This window comes from Nitritalea halalkaliphila LW7, assembly GCF_000265075.1.
Lineage (GTDB): Bacteria > Bacteroidota > Bacteroidia > Cytophagales > Cyclobacteriaceae > Nitritalea > Nitritalea halalkaliphila.
On sequence record NZ_AJYA01000042.1, the window covers coordinates 1 to 19765 of the forward strand.

General features: G+C 46.6%; 16 protein-coding genes and 4 pseudogenes. 6 read left to right on the plus strand and 14 right to left on the minus strand.

Going from position 1 to position 19765, the window contains the following annotated elements; all coding sequences use genetic code 11:
- The 5 genes and pseudogenes from A3SI_RS12835 to A3SI_RS12855 all read right to left on the minus strand — a co-directional run.
- A pseudogene (locus A3SI_RS12835) lies at positions 1–205 on the minus strand (GNAT family N-acetyltransferase); the annotation flags it as partial.
- On the minus strand, positions 202–1635 hold the full coding sequence (locus A3SI_RS12840) for a sodium:solute symporter family protein (RefSeq protein ID WP_040670912.1): 1434 nt from the start codon (positions 1633–1635) through the stop codon (positions 202–204). The pseudogene A3SI_RS12835 and the gene A3SI_RS12840, both read right to left, overlap by 4 nt.
- 107 nt (positions 1636–1742) lie before the next feature.
- A pseudogene (locus tag A3SI_RS12845) lies at positions 1743–2493 on the minus strand (succinate dehydrogenase/fumarate reductase iron-sulfur subunit).
- Between the two features lie 18 nt (positions 2494–2511).
- On the minus strand, positions 2512–4446 hold the full coding sequence (locus A3SI_RS12850; protein WP_009056526.1) for a fumarate reductase/succinate dehydrogenase flavoprotein subunit: 1935 nt from the start codon (positions 4444–4446) through the stop codon (positions 2512–2514).
- Between the two features lie 32 nt (positions 4447–4478).
- Positions 4479–5006: a succinate dehydrogenase cytochrome b subunit gene (locus A3SI_RS12855; protein WP_316929203.1), complete on the minus strand. Its 528-nt coding sequence runs from the start codon at positions 5004–5006 to the stop codon at positions 4479–4481.
- Between the two features lie 427 nt (positions 5007–5433).
- Here A3SI_RS12855 and A3SI_RS12860 point away from each other — a divergent pair, with 427 nt between their 5' ends.
- The 4 genes and pseudogenes from A3SI_RS12860 (at position 5434) to fabD (ending at position 10253) form a co-directional block, all read left to right on the plus strand.
- Positions 5434–8211, plus strand: a complete 2778-nt coding sequence (locus A3SI_RS12860; protein WP_040670926.1) for a T9SS type B sorting domain-containing protein — start codon at positions 5434–5436, stop codon at positions 8209–8211.
- Positions 8212–8214: 3 nt separating this feature from the next.
- Entirely contained in the window at positions 8215–8625 is a 411-nt protein-coding gene (locus A3SI_RS12865) for a thiol-disulfide oxidoreductase DCC family protein (RefSeq protein WP_009056531.1), read from the plus strand.
- Positions 8626–8704: 79 nt separating this feature from the next.
- Entirely contained in the window at positions 8705–9298 is a 594-nt protein-coding gene (locus A3SI_RS12870; RefSeq protein ID WP_009056532.1) for a carbonic anhydrase family protein, read from the plus strand.
- Between the two features lie 80 nt (positions 9299–9378).
- A pseudogene (gene fabD / locus A3SI_RS12875) lies at positions 9379–10253 on the plus strand (ACP S-malonyltransferase).
- Between the two features lie 116 nt (positions 10254–10369).
- On the opposite strand, the gene folK reads toward fabD, so the two are convergent.
- Positions 10370–10885 (minus strand): 2-amino-4-hydroxy-6-hydroxymethyldihydropteridine diphosphokinase, encoded by a 516-nt coding sequence (gene folK, locus A3SI_RS12880; protein ID WP_009056537.1) that lies wholly within the window; start codon positions 10883–10885, stop codon positions 10370–10372.
- Positions 10886–10970: 85 nt separating this feature from the next.
- Between folK and sppA the strand changes: the two genes are divergently transcribed.
- Complete coding sequence (gene sppA, locus A3SI_RS12885) at positions 10971–12731, plus strand: signal peptide peptidase SppA (protein WP_009056539.1); 1761 nt, start codon at positions 10971–10973, stop codon at positions 12729–12731.
- Positions 12732–12943: 212 nt separating this feature from the next.
- On the opposite strand, the pseudogene A3SI_RS12890 reads toward sppA, so the two are convergent.
- The 3 genes and pseudogenes from A3SI_RS12890 to hemA all read right to left on the minus strand — a co-directional run bounded on the left by A3SI_RS12890 (position 12944) and on the right by hemA (position 16447).
- Positions 12944–13845 (minus strand): annotated as a pseudogene (locus A3SI_RS12890) (flavin reductase family protein).
- Between the two features lie 161 nt (positions 13846–14006).
- Positions 14007–15068 carry an alkane 1-monooxygenase gene (locus A3SI_RS12895; protein ID WP_009056540.1) on the minus strand — a complete coding sequence of 354 codons (1062 nt, stop codon included), beginning with the start codon at positions 15066–15068 and terminating at the stop codon, positions 14007–14009.
- A gap of 104 nt (positions 15069–15172) precedes the next feature.
- The gene (gene hemA, locus A3SI_RS12900; RefSeq protein ID WP_040670914.1) at positions 15173–16447 is read right to left on the minus strand and encodes a glutamyl-tRNA reductase; all 1275 of its coding nucleotides are present in this window, start codon (positions 16445–16447) and stop codon (positions 15173–15175) included.
- 215 nt (positions 16448–16662) lie between these two features.
- Between hemA and A3SI_RS12905 the strand changes: the two genes are divergently transcribed.
- Entirely contained in the window at positions 16663–17331 is a 669-nt protein-coding gene (locus A3SI_RS12905) for a ComEA family DNA-binding protein (RefSeq protein WP_040670928.1), read from the plus strand.
- Between the two features lie 128 nt (positions 17332–17459).
- Here A3SI_RS12905 and A3SI_RS12910 read toward each other — a convergent pair whose 3' ends face one another.
- The 5 genes from A3SI_RS12910 to A3SI_RS12930 form a co-directional block, all read right to left on the minus strand.
- Positions 17460–17975: an FKBP-type peptidyl-prolyl cis-trans isomerase gene (locus A3SI_RS12910; RefSeq protein WP_009056543.1), complete on the minus strand. Its 516-nt coding sequence runs from the start codon at positions 17973–17975 to the stop codon at positions 17460–17462.
- 44 nt (positions 17976–18019) lie between these two features.
- The gene (locus A3SI_RS12915; RefSeq protein ID WP_009056544.1) at positions 18020–18367 is read right to left on the minus strand and encodes a hypothetical protein; all 348 of its coding nucleotides are present in this window, start codon (positions 18365–18367) and stop codon (positions 18020–18022) included.
- A 50-nt stretch (positions 18368–18417) separates the two neighbouring features.
- Positions 18418–18798 (minus strand): hypothetical protein, encoded by a 381-nt coding sequence (locus tag A3SI_RS12920; protein WP_009056546.1) that lies wholly within the window; start codon positions 18796–18798, stop codon positions 18418–18420.
- A gap of 32 nt (positions 18799–18830) precedes the next feature.
- Positions 18831–19010 carry a hypothetical protein gene (locus A3SI_RS19015; RefSeq protein WP_156810302.1) on the minus strand — a complete coding sequence of 60 codons (180 nt, stop codon included), beginning with the start codon at positions 19008–19010 and terminating at the stop codon, positions 18831–18833.
- Positions 19011–19228: 218 nt separating this feature from the next.
- Positions 19229–19435: a hypothetical protein gene (locus tag A3SI_RS12930; protein ID WP_040670915.1), complete on the minus strand. Its 207-nt coding sequence runs from the start codon at positions 19433–19435 to the stop codon at positions 19229–19231.
- Positions 19436–19765: the final 330 nt, after the last annotated feature.

Genomic DNA, 19765 nt, shown 5'->3' on the forward strand with positions numbered 1-19765 from the left:
TGACGCTCCTACGATTTGTTGTCCCTCTCGGGCGATGACGGCAAAGGCCCCTTTATCTTTTGCTTGATCTAAGGCATAGTCTAGACACTTCATAATATCAGCATGTGCATCGCCATATTGATCTAAGTGCACAAAAAGGAAGTCTGCTATTTCCTTTTTGGATGTATGTAGCGTTATCTCGGGTAGAAAGTGTTTCTATTTTCATGTATGTGTAGATTTAATATTCAACTGTTCGATTTTATAAACAAGCAAAAACGTTGCTAAAGAGGCCAATAAGCCGAAAAAATTTGGATCTAAGCCCAAAGGAAGGTTTAAATCCAAATAAGCTAATGCAGCAGTACAGGTACCCCCTGTCAGCATGGCAGCGATGGCCGCCGAACTGCTGCGATAGGGCGTATACAGGCCAGCGATAATCGGCACCAGCAAGCCCGACACCATAAAGGCGTAGGAATAAAGCATGAGATCCAGCACATTCGTAGCGCGCAGCGCTATCAGTAGGGCGATGGCTCCGAGCACAAGGGTAAAGACCATACCGATAAAGAGCTGCTGCCGTGTACTGAATTTTTTCAGGTAGGGGCCAAAGAGGTCCGTACTCAGGTTACCGGAGGCCGCCATAAGACAAGAGTCTGCGGTGGAAAGCACGGCAGAAAAATAAGCCGCCATCATCAGACCGAGTATTCCTGGGGGCAGAACGGTACGTAGCAGCATGGGGAGTCCCATTTCAGGGTCGATATCCTCCACATCGAAGAGCAAAAGCCCTTGCTCATAAGCGACTTTGGCCAGCAGGCCTAACGCCACACCCATAAACGCCATGATCGGCCATTCGAAAAAACCCGCGATGAACCAGGCTTTCTTGGCACTTTTCACATCACGTGAAGCGAATATCCTTTGGTATAGCGTCATTCCGATGAACCAAATCGGAATAATCGTGATGCCCCAGTTGGCGAGGTCCTGCCAACGCAGATTGGTTAGCGAAAAATACGCCTCAGGTAGTGTTTCGCGGATGGCTTCCCAGCCCCCTACATGAAAATAGGATACAGGAAGGCCGATACCAATAAAGCCAGCGAGCAGGATAATCCACTGAACAGTATCGGTATAGATCACCGCCTTCAGCCCGCCGATTACGGTATAGACTACGGCGATGATGCCCATAAGCAACAGTGCCTGATTTAGGCTAATTTCTTCGAAGGTACCGGAGGCTAATTTGGCTCCGGCCAAAAGCTGGGAAGAGGTAAAGCCCAAATACCCGATCATGCAAATACAGGCGGCTACGCTAGCGACAGGACGCGAGAAGAGATAGTCGAAAATCTGGGGAAAGGTGTAAAATTTCTCGAATGCAGGGTCTGCTTTTACGCGGGGGATCAGGACAACGGCGGCAAGCCAGGCTCCCAAGAGTCCTGTAAAGAGCATCCAGCTTCCTGAAAGCCCCATAACAAAACCCAGTCCCCCTAGTCCTACGGAGAAACCACCGCCGACATCTGTGGCGACGACGGACAGCCCAATATGCCAGGGACCAATTTGGCGACCGCCGACGTAATAATCGTCTTGGTCTTTATTAGCCCGGAGGAAGTAGACCCCTACGCCGAGCATGGCGCACATGTATAGAATAAAAATACTTAAGTCAATCCAATGCATACGCTTACAAAACTATTTAGCCTCTCCTTTGCTGCTGTTAGGAGGCTTAGATGGATGGGCAAAAAAAAAGAGCCACGAGGGCTCTCTTTTTCTATTAGAAAAGATACTTATACGTTATTACTGCTCACTACTGCTGAGAAGTACTCACGGTTCATTCTGGCGATGTTCGTTAAGCTGATGCCTTTTGGACATTCTGCTGAACAAGCACCTGTGTTGGTACACGCGCCGAAGCCTTCTGCGTCCATCTGTGCGATCATCTTTTCTGCACGCTCCTTACGCTCTACTTGCCCCTGAGGCAATAGCGCAAGTTGAGAAATCTTAGCAGAGGTGAAGAGCATGGCGGATGCATTTTTACATGCGGCTACGCAAGCTCCACAACCGATGCAAGTAGCTGCATCAAATGCTTCATCTGCAATTTTCTTAGGAATAGGAATCTCATTCGCGTCAGGTACACCTCCCGTATTTACGGAAACGTAACCGCCCGCTTGAATGATACGGTCGAATGCGGAGCGATCTACTACGAGGTCCTTCATAACAGGGAATGCCTTTGCTCTCCATGGCTCGATGGTGATGGTGTCGCCATCTTTAAACGAGCGCATGTGTAGCTGACAGGTAGTCGTCTGCTGAGGTCCATGAGGCTTACCGTTAATGTGAAGCGAACACATCCCACAAATACCTTCTCGGCAGTCATGGTCAAAGTGTACGGGATCTTCACCTTTTTCAGAAAGCTCTTCGTTCAGTACATCGAGCATTTCGAGGAAGGACATATCTGCTGAGACTGCCTCCGATTTTATAGTCTTTAAAGGATCCATTCGCGGAAGGCCCCGACTGTCTCCATATTTTTAATGTTAAGTTCATTGGTGTAAGGCTGGTTAATTACTTGTAACTTCTTTGTGTCAACTTCACATTTTCGAAAACGAGCGGCTCTTTATGGAGGATTTCAGGAGCGTTATCACCTGTGTACTCCCAAGCGGCTACGTATGCGAAATTTTCATCATCACGTAAGGCTTCTCCCTCAGGAGTCTGATACTCCTCACGGAAGTGACCGCCACAAGATTCGTTACGATTTAGCGCATCGTCGATCATCAGTTCACCTAATTCTAAGAAATCTGCCACGCGGTTCGCTTTTTCAAGCGACTGGTTGAGTTCTTCGTTCGTACCGATAACTTTTACATCTTTCCAGAAGTCTGCGCGAAGTTCCTGAATCATTTTCTTCGCTTTTTTCAGACCTTCTTCTGTACGCGCCATACCACAGTAATCCCACATGATTTTTCCTAATTTTTTGTGGAAGTAATCTACTGTCTTGGACCCTTTAATGGAGAGGAGCTTGTTTAAGCGATCTGTAACCTCTTTTTCTGCCGTCTTAAATGCCTCGTGATCGGTAGGCACTTTATCGTACGGAGTAGAAGCGAGGTAGTCACCGATAGTGTAAGGTATAACGAAGTAACCATCCGCTAAGCCTTGCATAAGTGCCGAGGCTCCCAATCTATTCGCACCGTGATCAGAGAAGTTTGCTTCACCCAATGCATATAAACCAGGGATCGTCGTCATCAAGTTATAATCTACCCATAATCCGCCCATCGTGTAGTGAACAGCTGGATAAATCATCATCGGCAGCTTGTACGGATTATCTCCCGTAATCTGCTGATACATGTCGAAGAGGTTTCCGTATTTTGCACGAATCGTATCTTCCCCATCACGTAGGATAGCATCGCGGAAATCTAAGAACACCGCTTCTCCTGTTTCATTTACACCACGGCCCTCATCACAAACGTACTTCGCATTTCGCGAAGCCACGTCCCTTGGAACTAAGTTACCAAAAGAAGGATATTTACGCTCTAAGTAGTAATCGCGATCTTCTTCCTTGATATCGTTAGGAGAAATTTCGCCCTTACGTAATTTTTCCGCTATTTCTACCGTAGCAGGAACCCAAACTCGTCCATCGTTACGAAGGGATTCAGACATAAGTGTAAGCTTAGACTGGTGATCTCCTGAAACTGGAATACAAGTCGGGTGAATCTGCGTATAACATGGGTTGGCCATGTAAGCTCCCTTTCGATGTGCTCTCCAAGCAGCTGTAACATTAGAACCCATCGCATTAGTAGATAGGAAGAATACGTTACCGTATCCACCCGTACACAGTAAGACGGCATGTGCGGAGTGTGATTCGATAGCACCTGTAATCAGGTTACGCGTGATGATACCGCGCGCTTTGCCATCGACCTTCACCACGTCCAGCATTTCTGTTCTTGGGTAAAGCTTTACTTTACCATTTGCTACCTGGCGGCTGAGGGCCGAGTAAGCACCTAAAAGTAGCTGCTGTCCCGTCTGCCCACGTGCATAGAATGTACGTGACACCTGTGCACCTCCGAAAGAACGGTTAGCCAATAAGCCTCCATATTCGCGCGCGAATGGAACCCCTTGGGCTACGCACTGATCAATGATATTTACAGAGACCTCCGCTAAACGATATACGTTGGCTTCTCGTGCACGGTAGTCTCCCCCTTTAATCGTATCGTAGAAAAGACGGAAGATGGAATCACCGTCATTTTGATAGTTTTTGGCGGCATTAATACCACCCTGTGCGGCGATAGAGTGTGCTCTTCTTGGGCTATCCTGGAAGCAAAACGCTTTCACATTATACCCCAATTCAGCTAACGAAGCAGCCGCGGAAGCACCAGCAAGACCTGTCCCCACTACGATTACATCGTATTTCCTCTTGTTGGCCGGATTAACCAACTTACTGTTAAATTTATGCTTGGTCCATTTTTCCGCTAATGGGCCACTCGGTATTTTAGCATCTAGCATCATATCACTAATGGATTTATTACGCTTTTAATTACTCAGGATAAACTTTGGATATACATCACCACAGGAATCGCAGCGAACAAGGTTGGGATTAAAATGGTAATCGCATATCCTACCTTTTTAATAACGGGAGAATACTTCACATGATTCAATCCAAGTGTCTGAAATGCAGAAGAAAAACCATGCGATAAATGAAAGGCCAGGAAGCCCATACAAACCACATAGAATAGCGCATAACCTACATTCTCATAAGAAGCCGCTACGATGGTGTACACGTCTTTAATGGTTCCAGACTCCTCATAGGTCACCATCGGCATCTCCCCGAATTTCACTTCATACCAAAAACCTCTTAGGTGTACGAGGATGAAGAGAAGTAGAATCGTCCCCAGAAGCCCCATGTTGCGCGAAGCCCATGGACTATTCGAAGCACCGTTAGCCACCGCGTAACCCACAGGGCGCGCAGATTTGTTCTGTTTCGTCAGGATGGCAGAATAAACCACGTGCGCTGCGATGAAGACGAAATTTAATATAGAAACTACCCGAATTAACGGATTGTTCGCCATCAGTCTCAGCGTACAAATTAAAGGATTTGCCACCATCAGGTAAAAGTAACTGCAAATTTCCCGCTAGGTGCACAACGAGAAATAAAACGAGGAATAATCCCGTGAGCGCCATTAATAATTTTCGGCCCAGTGTGCTGTTTAAGGTCTTGGATACCCAACTCATAAAGGAATTTTATTTTAGTGAAAACGATTTTGTATTAATTTGGTATACTTTTCGGCCAAATTTACGTTCGGAATCGTTAGTAAACAATCAATCTGCAAACGATTGAAACTATTTTAAAAGATTCTAAATAGACATACCTGATTCTCGGATTTAAGTTTGATTCACCCCTAAATAACCATTATCTCCGTTTAGTTGTTTCATAGGAAAAAATAATTCAGCATATTGGTTCTTTATTTGTCCACCTTCGTATCCATGCCCAAAAAAATGAAAGCGCTTTATCGATTTTTAGGAGTTTTCGGCTTATTTCTGCTCTTCCACCAAGCGGCACATGCCACCCATATCAGAGCTGGAGAAATTACCGCTGAGCGTGTTTCACCGCAAGCGCTAACGTTCCGCATCACCGTAGTGGGCTACACTGACACGCGATCCCAAGTGGTCTTCGGTCCAGGAGATATCGACTTCGGAGATGGTCGCGTCGAACGCCTAAACACTGAGGCTGATTTTAACGTCACACAGCCGCTCGGAAATCAGGTAGCTAAAAATACCTTTGTCATCACACACACCTATCAGGGGCCAGGTACCTATACGATTCGCTTCCGCGAATTTAACCGAAATGACCGCACCCTGAATATGGATAATTCGGTAGAAACACCTTTTTACATCGAGACTCAAATCGTCATCGATCCATTTATCGGTGTGAACAGTTCGCCAGTTCTGACGATTCCGCCAGTGGATAATGGGGGTGTGGGCATTCGCTACATCCATAACCCGGGAGCCTTCGATCCTGACGGAGACTCTCTAGCTTATGAACTCACCGTGCCCCGCCAGGCCTTTCAGCGACCTGTAAATAACTTCCGAAGCCCTGCCTCCAGCGAATTTAGTTTTGCTAGAGAAGATGGCACCACGCCTCCCTTCTTGGAAATCGACGCTGTTACGGGTGACCTGATCTGGGATGCCCCGGGCCTTGCAGGCCAATATAATGTGGCCTTTAAAATAAAAGAATTTAGAAGACTCGCCGGTGAATGGGTCCAAATAGGCTATGTCGTACGCGACATGCAAATTATCATCGAAAATACCGACAACCAACGACCCGAGCTGATTCTACCTCCAGATATATGCGTGGTCGCTGGAACCAAAATCGAAGAAATCATCCAAGGTATGGACCCTGATGGAGATCCTATTCGAATCGAACTTTTCGGGGATCCACTGGAAATTAATACCTCTCCAGCTACCTTCTCCCCTCGGGATGTTTTTCAAGGAAGCCCTGGTATCGTAAACTTCGAATGGCAAACAGTATGTGCGCATGTGCGTGAATCTCCGTATCAGGTCCGCGTACGTATTACGGATCAGCCGCGCTCAGGACCTGCACTCGTAGATATTCAAACTATAAATATCCGTGTTATCGGACCTCCTCCGGTAATAGAAGATATCGAACAGAATCAAAATCGCTCCGTGACCGTCAACTGGGAACCCTATGCCTGTGTAAATAGTGCGGAACGTATGCAGGTATGGCGCCGTCTAAACAGCGACCCTTTCGAGCCAGACTCTTGCGAAACAGGTATCCGAGAGGGCTTTGACTTAGTCGGTTCTGTGGCCGTGGGCCAAACAAGCTTTCTAGACGATAACTTTGGCCAAGGGCTAGACCCCGGAAACACGTACTGCTACAGACTCGTGAGTACATTCCCCGCACCACGGTTCGGAAATAGTATCGTGTCTAATGAGTTCTGCATCACAGTAGATGTGGATGTACCCCTTATCACGAACGTTACTGTGGAGGCTACCGACACCGAAAATGGTGAAATCCTCGTGCGCTGGACACCCCCTTATGATATAGACCCTGTAGAATTCCCGGGGCCTTTTACCTACGAGCTAATTCGCAGTAATAACTTCACAGGAAATACGAACAGAACCTCCCTGATTACCACCTCGGATACTGTCTTTACGGATACGGGCATAAATACCGAAAATCTCGTGTACAACTACCGCGTGCTTCTTCGTCAAGGAAATACACTGATCGATAGTTCCAGTACGGCGAGTTCGGTACGCTTATCTCCTATTATTATAAATGAGGCGATTGAGCTTAACTGGAACTTTGAGGTGCCGTGGAATAATAGACTATCCGAATTCACCCACCTTGTTTTCCGAAATCGCACCGACCCTGCACAGGAGGACGTAGATAATTTCGAACTTATCGCAGAGATTAATCCGGCTACGGGCAGTTTTACCTTCTTAGATGATGGCTCCTTTAATGGTGTTCCATTAAATAGGGATACCGAGTACTGCTATTTCGTGGAAACCAGAGGCGCCTATGACGTAGATTTAGTACCGCGGCCGCTTGTAAACCGCTCGCAACTCGTCTGTGCCCGCCCAGATGATGACCGACTGCCCTGTCCACCTACCCTCACCTTCACCGGGCCCGACTGCGCGGACTTTTTGGCCGACAGGCCCTGTGGCTTCGCTAATTTCGAACATAACCTAAGCTGGGAGCCAGACTTCGGAGGTGTCTGTGATGATGAACTGAATGCTTTCCGACTTTATTTTAGCGAAACAGGAGCTGAAGGTACCTTCGAAGTGGTGAGAGACTTCGGCGCCTTCGAGCGCAATGGCACCATCCGAGAGCTTACCACCTTTAAAGGGTGCTACTTTATTACCGCCATCGACAGATCTGGCAATGAAAGCGCGCCGAGTAACATCGTCTGCGTGGATAACTGTCCGAACTACGAACTGCCGAATGTCTTTACGCCGAATGGAGACGGCACAAATGAGACATTTATGGCATTCGATAATCCATTCGCACGCTGTCCGCGATTCGTGGAATCAGTGGAGATATTTATCGTGAACAGATGGGGCGTAGAGGTCTTCCGCTATAACAGCCTGACAGCACCTGAGAACGATATCTTTATCCGCTGGGATGGACGTGACAGAAATGGAAACGAATTGCCGGCAGGCACCTATTTCTACAGTGCTAACGTTCGCTTCGATGCGCTAGACCCCAACCTGAGGCAGCAGCAGCTGCGCGGAACCGTACAAATTATACGTTGATGCATGGCCCTTAAAGACAGGTACCATATCGTTTTATTCGACGGCGTCTGCAACTTATGTAACAGCGCCGTCGACTTCATTATCCGGAAAGACCGTGGAGCTTATTTTAAAGTGGGGGCTTTGCAAAGCGAGGCAGGCAAGGAAGTCCTAGCTGAATTTCAGGTGAAGGAAGATTATTTAGACTCGCTCATCTACATCCATCAGGATAAAATCTACTACCGCAGTCGCGCAGCACTGGAAATTAGCAGAAAGCTGTCTGGCCTTTGGCCTTTGGCCTATGGCCTAATCGTGATTCCCGCCTTTATCCGTGACCCGATATACGACTGGATCGCCAGAAATCGCTATAAATGGTTCGGAAAAAGAGAACTATGTCGCTTTCCCACAGAAGAAGAGCGTGCGAAATTCTTAGATTAAGCATGTTTTTTCTAATTTTTAGGTAACATAAAGTCCACTAAGTGCGTAGAGTAAGTTGTCAACCTTAACTTACATTTTAATGAAAGCACAAACTTTAGAAACGCAGAAGGCGCTGAGCCCTGATGCTGCATTACAGTTATTAAAGGAGGGTAATGCACGTTTTGTACAGAACCAAAAAGCGGACAGAAACCTTTTGGAGCAAGTTCAAGACACTGTGGGCGGTCAGTACCCTTTTGCTGTAGTATTAAGTTGTATCGATTCCCGTACTAGCTCTGAGTTGGTGTTCGACCTAGGTATCGGGGACATCTTTAGCGCCCGTGTAGCAGGTAATGTAGTAAACGATGACATCTTAGGCAGCATGGAGTATGCGGTAAAATATGCTGGCTCCAAGCTTGTGGTAGTGCTCGGTCACACGAAGTGTGGTGCAGTGGGTGCCGCTTGCCAGGATGTAAAAGATGGAAACATCACTACATTATTAGAAAAAATCAAGCCAGCCATCGGCAGAAGCAATCCTGAGGATGCAGATGCAGTAGCAGGTGAAAATGTACGCGTGATGATCGAAGAAATCAGAAATCGCTCTGAGATCATCGCGAACGCGGAGGCTTCCGGCAGCATCAAAATCGTCGGTGGTATGTACGATATCTCAACGGGTAAAGTAGATTTCTACTCCTAAGCGTACGGAACCTCACCCAATTAAAAGGCCAGCAATGGCCTTTTTTTTTATATATTTGACGCTCTAAACACAGATTCCCTATGAAAGCATACATTTTCCCCGGTCAGGGCGCCAGTTTCCGGGCATGGGCAAGGAACTCTATGAAGCACATGAAAGCGTGCGTACCTTATTCAAACAAGCAGACGAGCTTCTCGGATTTTCGCTCACTGCTACCATGTTCGAGGGAACGGCAGAGGCCTTAAAGCAAACGAAAGTCACGCAGCCTGCTGTTTTTTTACACAGCGTAGCCGCCGCACTGACACTACCGGAATTTAAACCTGAAATGGTGGCTGGACACTCTCTTGGGGAATTTTCAGCACTGACAGCTGCTGGTGCATTGCGCTTCGAAGATGCGCTCTCTTTAGTCTACCAGCGGGCCCTCGCCATGCAGGAAGCCTGTGAAATTAACCCCTCCGGAATGGCCGCGATTTTAGGCCTCGAAGACACGAAAGTAGAAGAAATTTGTGCTCAAATCGATGGCATTGTGGTGGCGGCCAACTATAACTGCCCGGGTCAGCTGGTGATTTCTGGCGCGAATGAGGCGGTAGCTGCCGCCTGCGAGGCACTGAAGGCAGCTGGTGCCAAAAGGGCCCTCCCGCTCCCTGTAGGGGGCGCTTTCCACTCTCCCCTTATGGCTCCCGCACAGGAAAAACTCGAGCGCGCCATCGAAAAAACGACCTTTCATACGCCCACTTGTCCGATTTACCAAAACGTAAGTGCGCAGGGAACTACGGATATCGCCATCATTAAAGAAAACCTGAAGGCGCAGTTAACAGGTCCTGTACGCTGGACACAGTCGGTACAGCAGATGATCGCGGATGGAGCCACCTCCTTCACCGAGTGCGGTCCTGGAAATGTACTGCAGGGCTTGGTGAAAAAAATCGACCGCCAAGCGAGCACTTCAGGCGTGGCTTAAATTAGGCGATTCGCTCCTAAACGCTTACACGGAGGACACCGCAGCCCTCTTCCATTCAGCTTCCTCTCCTAGGGGAAGCTGTTTTGTTTTCTTTGCGCCAGCGCAAAAACAAAGCCTCACCGAGCAGTCGAGGAAGACCTCTGCTCCTGGGAAAACTTTTCTACCGCACAGGTGTCCGGACATGCACGGAGTAAGTCCCCCACAGTCTCCGCTAATACAGGCAGCGGACCAGAAGGAAAAAGGTCCCACAAGGGGTAAAGAACGAAACGGCGCTCCACTATGCGCGGATGAGGTACCTGCAGGCGCGGCGTATCGATAGGCCGCTGGCCAAAAAAGAGGATGTCGATATCCATGGTCCGATCTCCCCAGCGCACCTCTCGGGTTCGCTCCAGCTGCAGCTCGATCTGCTGGAGGGCATCCAGCACCTGCTCAGGCGATCGGTCACTTTGGAAGACCAAAGCCTGGTTCAAATAAGCCCCATCAGACGCTCCGCCCCAAGCGGCAGTTTCATAAATAGCGGAGCTCCGGCGGGGTGCATGGCCAAAAAAAGCCGTAAGTGCTTGGGTGGCTTGCAGGATATACGCCATGCGATCGCCTAAATTCCCCCCGATTAAGAGAACGACATCTTCCATAATCAAAATTAATCATTTAATATGGGTTTCTGCGGAATAAGTCTCGTATATAATGCTTATTTTTAGGCAAAATAAATGTACATCTATGAAATTTCTAGGAAATGTTTTGGCCGTTATCGTCGGTCTTTTAGTCTTTTCCATCCTGAGTTTTTTTATTTTAGCGGGCATTATCGCGATCGCTGCCTCGGGGGATGACGAAGTGAAACTGAAGGAAAACACGGTTTTCGTCATTAATTTAGAAAATCGGAGTGTCGTAGAGCTCGCGCCGAACGATGACATCGATTTAAGCTTTTTAGGCCCATTCGGTGCGCCAGGAGGCGTAGGTCTGCGTACGATAAAGCAGGCGATCGCTGCAGCTAAGTCAGAAGAGCGTGTAAAGGGCATCTACCTGAAAGCAGGGGTAGTAGGCGCTTCCCAGGCGACACTCCTTGAACTACAGGATGCCCTCATCGATTTTAAAGAGAGTGGTAAATTCATCGTTGCTTATAGTGAACTTTATGGACAGGGAGGCTACATGCTCTCCAGCGTGGCGGACGCCGTCTATGTGAATCCGATAGGGGCAGTGGACTTCGGAGGGCTAGCCTCTGAAATTGTCTTTTTAACGGGTCTGTTCGAGAAAATCGGTGTAAAACCTGAGATTTTCCGCGTAGGAGACTTTAAATCCGCCGTGGAGCCTTTCTTTTTAAAGGAGATGTCTCCCGAAAATAGGCTACAAACAGAAGCTTTCCTAACCGACCTTCACGAAACGATGCTGAGCAGCATTAGCGAAGCGCGTGGCATCGAGCTGGCAGAACTCATGAAAATAAGCGATGAGCTCCTGGTCCGCAATGCAAAAGATGCCGTGAGCTATGGGTTAGCGGATGAACTACTCTATGAAGACCAAGTGCTGGATGCCATCCGTGAGCGCTTAGGCTTAGAAGAAGAGGAAGGCATTCCGACGGTGAATATCACAAATATGAACAAGCTGTTCAAGCCTGCCAAGCGCACTTCTAAAAACCGAGTGGCTGTCATCGTAGCCGAAGGGGATATCGTAAGTGGTTCGCAGGAGGGCAGCATCAGCTCAGAGCGTTTTGTGAAAGAGTTTCGCAAGCTTAAAAAGGATGATGATATCAAGGCCGTGGTGCTGCGCATCAATTCGCCAGGAGGTTCCGCACTGGCATCTGATGTCATGTGGAGAGAGCTCACCGAACTTAAAAAGAAAAAGCCGCTTATCGTTTCAATGGGAGGAGTGGCCGTCTCAGGAGGCTATTACATGGCCGCTCCCGCAGATACGATCGTGGCACAGCCAAATACGATTACGGGATCCATCGGGATTTTCGGGCTTCTATTTAATGCTGAAGAGCTGCTGACCGATAAATTGGGCTTACGCTTCGATGTGGTGAAAACAGGTCAATATTCAGATTTAGGTAGCCCGACGCGTAAAATGAGTGCCGTAGAAAAAGAAATTATCCAAAACTCAGTAGAAGAAGGGTATGACATTTTCTTAAGCCGAGTAGCTGAAGGCAGAGGCATGACGAAAGAGGAGGTAGCAGCAGTCGCCTCAGGCAGAGTATGGAGTGGCAAGAAAGCCTTAGAAGTAGGCCTTGTGGACGTTCTCGGTGATATTGATACCGCTATAGAAATCGCAGCAGCCAAGGCAGAACTCGAAGACGACTACCGTGTCCTGTATTACCCGGAACAAAAATCATTCATTGAGCTTCTCATTAGCGGATTAACAGAAGGCGTAAGCGAAACCCGCATCAAGTGGCTGACGGGAGAGTATTACGGAATCTTCAAGCAGCTTCACCAAATCGAGTCTAAACAGGGTGTTATGGCGCGTATGCCGTATGATTTAGAGGTACGCTAAATGAAATCAACGCATTTTATGGCCATGAACTTGGACTTGAGGGCTCATAGCGCTTTACTGTACCCGGATAAAAGAGGTGCAGCAGCCAGACGCATTTAAGGCCATTAAACAACAAAACACCACCTGAGTCCATCCTCAGGTGGTGTTTTGTTTTTAGGAGATCTTGCCGCTAACGAGCAGGGTCGTACCGGGATACTCTAGTTCATTTTTTGTCAATCAATGGCCAACAGGAGAAGCGCGAAAGCCTCTTCCACAGGAGCGTTTGCCTCTAAACGTTCTTTCGCACAGGCATGTCGAAGAGCCGTACGCGCCTCTGCATCGAGCTGCTGCGCTTGCTCGACAAACTTGTGAAAGAAAGCTGCGGAACGATACGTTTCGAGAGTCTCCGCAGTAGGCAGTGCCTCCACATTCCCGAGGCGAGCGAGATTATTTCCATTAAGCACATGGGACTGACGGATAAACTCAGGGAGGGCGTCCACTCCTACCCCCTTATTGCGCAGTGGCTTTGGAATTTCAAAGAGCGCTTCTCCATTCGCCCTACAGTACCAGTTGCCTCCCATACGCGAAACCGCATCCAGTTTAAACGGATCAATCTGCCCATTATCATCTAAGATAGCTTCATCTATGTGGGCCATCACCACTTCACACACGACTAAGGTACCACTACCCCCTTGATCTCCATAGGTAGAATATCGATAACCTTACACTCGAAAGAAGCTGGAGCCTCCTTTACCCGTGGAGGGGTCACTTTCAACGAGGGAGCTTCCGTTAAACCCGATTTCACAAATTCATTCACGCCCTTATCATACTCGGTACTCGCCAGGCTCATCTGCTCCACGGTAGCATAATTGACAATGTTAATCGTCACTTCTGGTACTTCTTTTACGTTATCCAAGCTGTGCTTGCTCGTATTATCGCGTACCCTTCTGGCGGGAGAGAAAACGAGAATAGGAGGGTTAGAGCCGAAAACATTAAAAAAAGAAAAAGGAGAAAGATTGACCTTTCCTTCTTGATCGATAGTGCTGGCGAAAGCAATGGGCCGAGGCGCCACCGCACCTAATAGGTAGCCGTGCAGTTCGGCCGTGCTCACCTGAGAGGGGTCTATTTGTAACATAGTGGGTTTTTATTCTTGTTCTAAAAGGAAACGCAGACTCTCCTTACATGTTTCCATAAAGAGAAGGGAAAGCTTGAGAAGGGAAAGCCGGTGGAGGAGGAATCGGCGCTCGGACTTTGGCCCGGGAGGGCCAAAGAGAAAGAAACCCGCATCGGCTAAGTCTATTCATAGAGGTACTTTCTCCTCCACTCCGCTACTTTAGGATTCATCTGCTTAAACCATAGGGGTGGCAGTAAGGCAAGAAGCATACTGGCAGGATATCCGTAAGGCAGCTGCGGGGCTACCTCTCGATGCTCCAGCATCTGATATTTTTTCGATGCGAGATGATGATGATCACTGTGTAGCGTCAGTTCAAAGAGTACCGCACGTCCGATTCGGTGATGGCTATTCCAAGAGTGATGCGGCTGCACACGCTCATACCGACCATTTTCATTCTTTTTACGCTCCAGCCCATAATGTTCGATGTAGTTAATGGTCTCCAAAAGAAGGAAGGCTACTACTGCAGAAAAAAGGGCGAAGATTAGCCCAATCAGACCGAAAAAGTAGGCATTTACCGCTAAATAAGCCAGTTGAAACAGCATAAACCGCAGGTACTCATTATAAAAAGAGAAAATAGGAAGTCCGCGACTCTGTAGCTTTTTCTTTTCTATTTGCCAGGCACTGGCATACTGACCCACTACCGAACGGGCCCAAAAAGCGTATAGCGGCTCACCAAACCTGGCTGTAGCAGGATCCAGCGGAGTAGAAACATGGCGATGGTGCCCCTGATTATGCTCGATGTAAAAGTGCTGATAAAGTGCCGGAAGTAGGCCAACTTTCGCCAAGAATCTAGGTAGTGGCGCTTTACGGTGCCCCAGCTCATGGGCTACATTGATGCCTATGGCTCCCAGCACGGTTCCAGTACTTAGGATTAGACCAATGTATTCCCAAGTGGCGGGTTCTTGTAGGCGTATTTGCCACTGTGTGTAGGCCACTAAGAGCAAGGACAAGACGGGACAGAGGTAAAGCAGTAGGTCGAAGTACCTATGGTGCAGGCGGCTAACGGATTCTGCTGCATGTGCGCGTGAAACATGAGGACGAGGCCAGACGGCATCCAGTACAGGAATGATTCCAAAAGCCAACAAAAACGCAGAGAAGACATATACCCCTTGCATATAGGCTGCTAAGAACCCTGTGAGGGGAAGCGAATAAGCGGCGAGATACGCTAAATCATTTCGTTTCATAGCTTAAGACCTAGTCAATTACTACCTGAAAATTTACGTAGAATTTTACTCAAAAAAAAGAGATGGCCTAAAGCCATCTCTTCTATACGAAATCAGTTAAGATTTTAATGCTGTTTATCTTCTAAGACTCTTTCCAGATCGAATAAATCGGAGAGCGTAGAAATTAATGTGTCTGCTTCGTCTCGCTTACATGCTGCTTTTAATTGAACCACTGGAACTTTCAAGATTTTCTGCATCATGCTCTTGGTTACCTTTTCCACGATGGCCCTTTCCTTATCGTTCAGCTGCTTCATAAATCTGCTGAGTTCTTCTTGGCGAATCGCCTCTAAGGCAGACTTAAATTTATTAATCGTAGGAGAAACGAGCATTTCTTTTTTCCAGTCGAAGAACTCGGTGATGGACTCTGCTATGATTTCTTCCACACGCGGTATGGAAGCAATGCGCTTTTCTAGGTTTTCCGTTGTCTTCGAACGAATATTATCCACGTTATAAAGTACTACACCCGGGATATCTTCTACACTGGTCTCTACACTTCGCGGTACAGAGAGATCCACGAATAGCTTATAGCTCGGGATCTCAAAGGATTTCACAAGTTCTTTGGTGATAAATGGAGTATCTCTCGCTATACTAGACACCACTACATCAGCGGCAGCCATCGCTTCATTTACCTCATCAAAAGGAATTACAGAATATCCAAGTCCAGCAGCAAGCGCCTGCGCTTTCTCGAATGTTCTATTCGCGATAGTCACCTGGGCATCTGGTATATGCACCATATTTTTCGCAACATCCTCACCAATTTCTCCTACTCCGATAAGTAAAATGCGCGGTTGGTACGTGTTTTGAGTCAATTCTTCTATCAGTTCCACAGCAGCGTAGGACATCGATGCTGCTCCATCTCGGAATGCAGTTTCTTGTACGACGCGCTTGTTGGTGAAGAAAACCGCATGCATGAGACGGTGCAACAGAGGGCCAGCCATATCTAAGTCGGCAGACGCCTGGTACGCTCTCTTCACCTGATTCGCTATTTGCATATCTCCCACCACCTGAGCCTCTAAGCCCATGGAGACACGAAAAAGATGCTGAATCGCTTCTCGGTCATCATTAAATACCTGAAAATACTCCAAATAATCGATGATATGTGTTAGTCCCTTCTCTAGTCCGATGAGCTTGATGATTTCCGTACTGATATCGATATCATGTGCATAATACACTTCTGTACGGTTACATGTGGAAAGAATAAGGGTATCGGTAATGCTAAAAAACTCCTTTAATTTCAGTAACAAGGCATGAATGGCTTTCTCATCTAAGGCGATAATTTCCCTGATTTCCACAGGGGCACTCTTATGAGAAAGACTTATGGCTCTAAACTTGGTCTGCATTACGGTTTATTTTCAGTGCAAAGTTAACGCTAAAAGGCTTTTAAAGGAAAGCCAATGGGTTCTGTAGGGTAATTTAAAACATGTCTAAATAATTAAACACTTAATTCTCTACAGCGAAATTAGGTAGTTTGGATTTAAAGATCCAATCGATTATTTTTAACATTCATAGATACGCTCTATGAAACTTTTTGGATTTTCATTTTTTCTTATTCGGCATGCGAAACACCTTATTTAAACTCTTTCAAAATTACTTCAGCTTCACCAGAAGAGAAACACGCGGAATCCTGCTTATAGTTCCCTTTCTTATACTACTAAACCTTATCCCTCAGGGCATTAAATGGGCGCAAGCCAGGAAACTACAGCATGAACTGATCGCCTATGAAGGACTTTTAGACAGTTTGGAAACCTTAGGGTTCCAGCGGATACCGAAAGAACAGATGTGGCTGCCTGCTGATTCCATTCCTAAGAAGAAAAAGTGGCTCACCCAACTCTCCATCCTCGAAGCCGACTCGATCAATTTACAGATTGTACCTGGCGTGGGAGAAAAAACAGCGGCGAGAATCGCCATTTTTTTAGAACAGCTCGGTGGTTTACACGATTTTTCCCAGCTGACAGAGGTCTTCGGCGTGGATGAGGCACTGGTAATGAAGATCGAAGAGTATTTTTTCTTCGAAGAAGGCGCCCTAAAAAAGATCCCCATTAATAGACTGGAAGCAGCTGAACTAGCCGATCACCCCTATATTTCGTATGGCTTAGCCAAAGTGCTCGTTGCGTACCGGAACCAACATGGGCCTTATACACAGCTGCGGGATTTACAGGGCATAAAAATTATCGATCCTGAGTGGATTACACTGATTCAAGCCTATTTAGATTTCTCCTTGTAGATTCACTTATCGGTCAGGAAAGCACCTAATAAAAAAGACACGCAAGAGGAGGTTCTCCATCCTTGCGTGTCCCTAATTTTTTACTTTATTTAAACTCCACAGGCCTACTCGCGCTATCGAAGTCAGCATTAGTCTTCGTATCCTTCTACGATACCTGTCTCCACCTCTTCTTCGGTAGCCTCACGAAGATTCAGGATATTTCCCTCGAAATGAAGATCAAAGCCCACAAGAGGGTGATTGAAATCAAGTAAGATCTCATCTCCTAAATCCTTCAGCACCTTCGCCTGCATCGGATATCCATTTTCATCTAGAAGAGGCAGAAAATTTCCTTCTTGTAGCATGTCTTCAGAAAAGCCCTGCTGCGAAGAAAACTGAGATTTTGGGAAAGTCATGATCATATCATCTTCCGCCTGCCCATACGCTTCATCTACCGTGAGGCTAAATTGAAAAGCCTCGCCCTCTTTCTGACCCGCAAGCATCTCTTCAAACTTCTCTGGCAGCCCACTGTTACCGAAAACGAAATAGAATGGATCCTCTTCGTCACGGACCTCCACACTGAAAGGAACAGACTCTATTTCTTCTTCTATTTTACTGACTTTTAATTCATAGGTGATACCGACTACCACATTAGGAGATACTTCCATGCTACTTAACGTTCTATTGATGTAGACAAAGGTACTGCAAGCAACTAGCTTAAAGAAATATTTTCTGGAATTCCCACTTTTATGGCAGAAAGGATAAGGAAGAGAAGAAAACCAGTTAATCCTGCCAGAAGCGAATAAAACACAAGCTGTCCCTTCTTTTTCCATACTGCACGCACATAAGCTAACAGCACACCTATAAAATATATGCTGAACGCAAGGGTCATTCCTTTGTATGCACCCACGGAATAGAAATACACAGGAATTTGATCCCCAGAAAAACTCAGGTCCGGAAGTTGGCCCTCCTGATACACCTCATAAAAGGCGCTAAGAAAGCTATAAGCTCCTACACCGCTTACTAGGCCCGCAGCAGCATAAAGGAAAAACTTTTGCATGCTGCAAATTAAAGTTTTTCCTTCACGCCCTCACTACCTATCATGAATTTTTAAATTTCTTCCTCAGTGACCCGCCAGATTTTCACAATCCCTTCAGTCGCTAAACTATAGCGATATTCAAAACAATGAAACACAACACTATCCTCCTCCTCAGAAGAACCTGTAAGTAAATCCCACCGGAAACCATGCGTATTCAAAAACACTTCGGACATGTAAATAGGACCATCTTCGTTTATCCCTAAAAGAAGTAAAAAAACCTGCCGATTTAAAGATAATGCCTTTTTGACCTCATCCACACTGGGCGATTTCATCGAAAAGTGATACGCCTCCTGCACCTCCTCCACAGATGACTGCGCATCGTTCTCTAACTCCCGCTCCTGATCAACCTGATCGATGATGTACAGCTTGTCCTTAATGAAAACTCTCTTCATGTATACTACAAATTAATAAAACTCTCTATTTACTAGGCCACGCTTCGCTCAAACTCACCTACCCCCACACGCATCACATGCGCAAAAGGCCCGTCAAACTGAAAAGCATAGTCAAAGCAGTAGTAAATACGCGTATGCCGCCTTCGTAAAACACGCGTGTAATAGGAGAGATGGAAGCCTAAAGCAGTCAATTCCTCTCTACGTACACTCACATGGCCAAAAATAGCATTTTTAGATAATTTTTTAAATACTTTTTTTAATATTTTCCTGTTATTATCTAAATTATTAAAAATCTTATGGGTAACTATATCTTCATTAATCATACTCAACACTTTGGGAACGCGAACATTCCGGTAATCAATGGGGAGAGAAAACCGAACCTTGAAACGATCAAGGCCCGGTAACTAATCAATCAAACATATTCCTTTCATTAAGCGGCTGATGCTTCACCACTGTTCTCTAACAAAATCACCACCTGAGAAGCACGCAGCCGATACCGAAACTCAGCTACCTGAAACATCGCGTCCCGCCCAGCTTCATCACGAAATTGAAAACCGGTAATCGCCTCAAAACTAAACCCTCTCCTCAATAGCGCATCGCGACGTATCTTAAGCTCCTCCCCTGAGCTTTTAAACACCACAGCTCCTTCAAAATAGCTCTATTTTTCCTAATTATCTTGCTATAGGATTTAAACAGGCTATCATCTGAAACTTGACGCATATTGTTATAGGCATTCCGGCAGTGATAATCACAAAACTTCTTATCAGACCGCCCCTTCAGCTCCTCCTGGCAGTGAAGCAAAAATTAGTAGGTAAAAGTGCTAATGTTTTCATAGTGCTTATATCTGTTTCCAACAAATATAAATGATAATTTAAAAATTCAAAACCAAATATTATTTCAGCAATACCCCAAAAAACGCGAATGGATTCGGAAATAACTAAAGACGAATTTTCAAATACAATTCCAC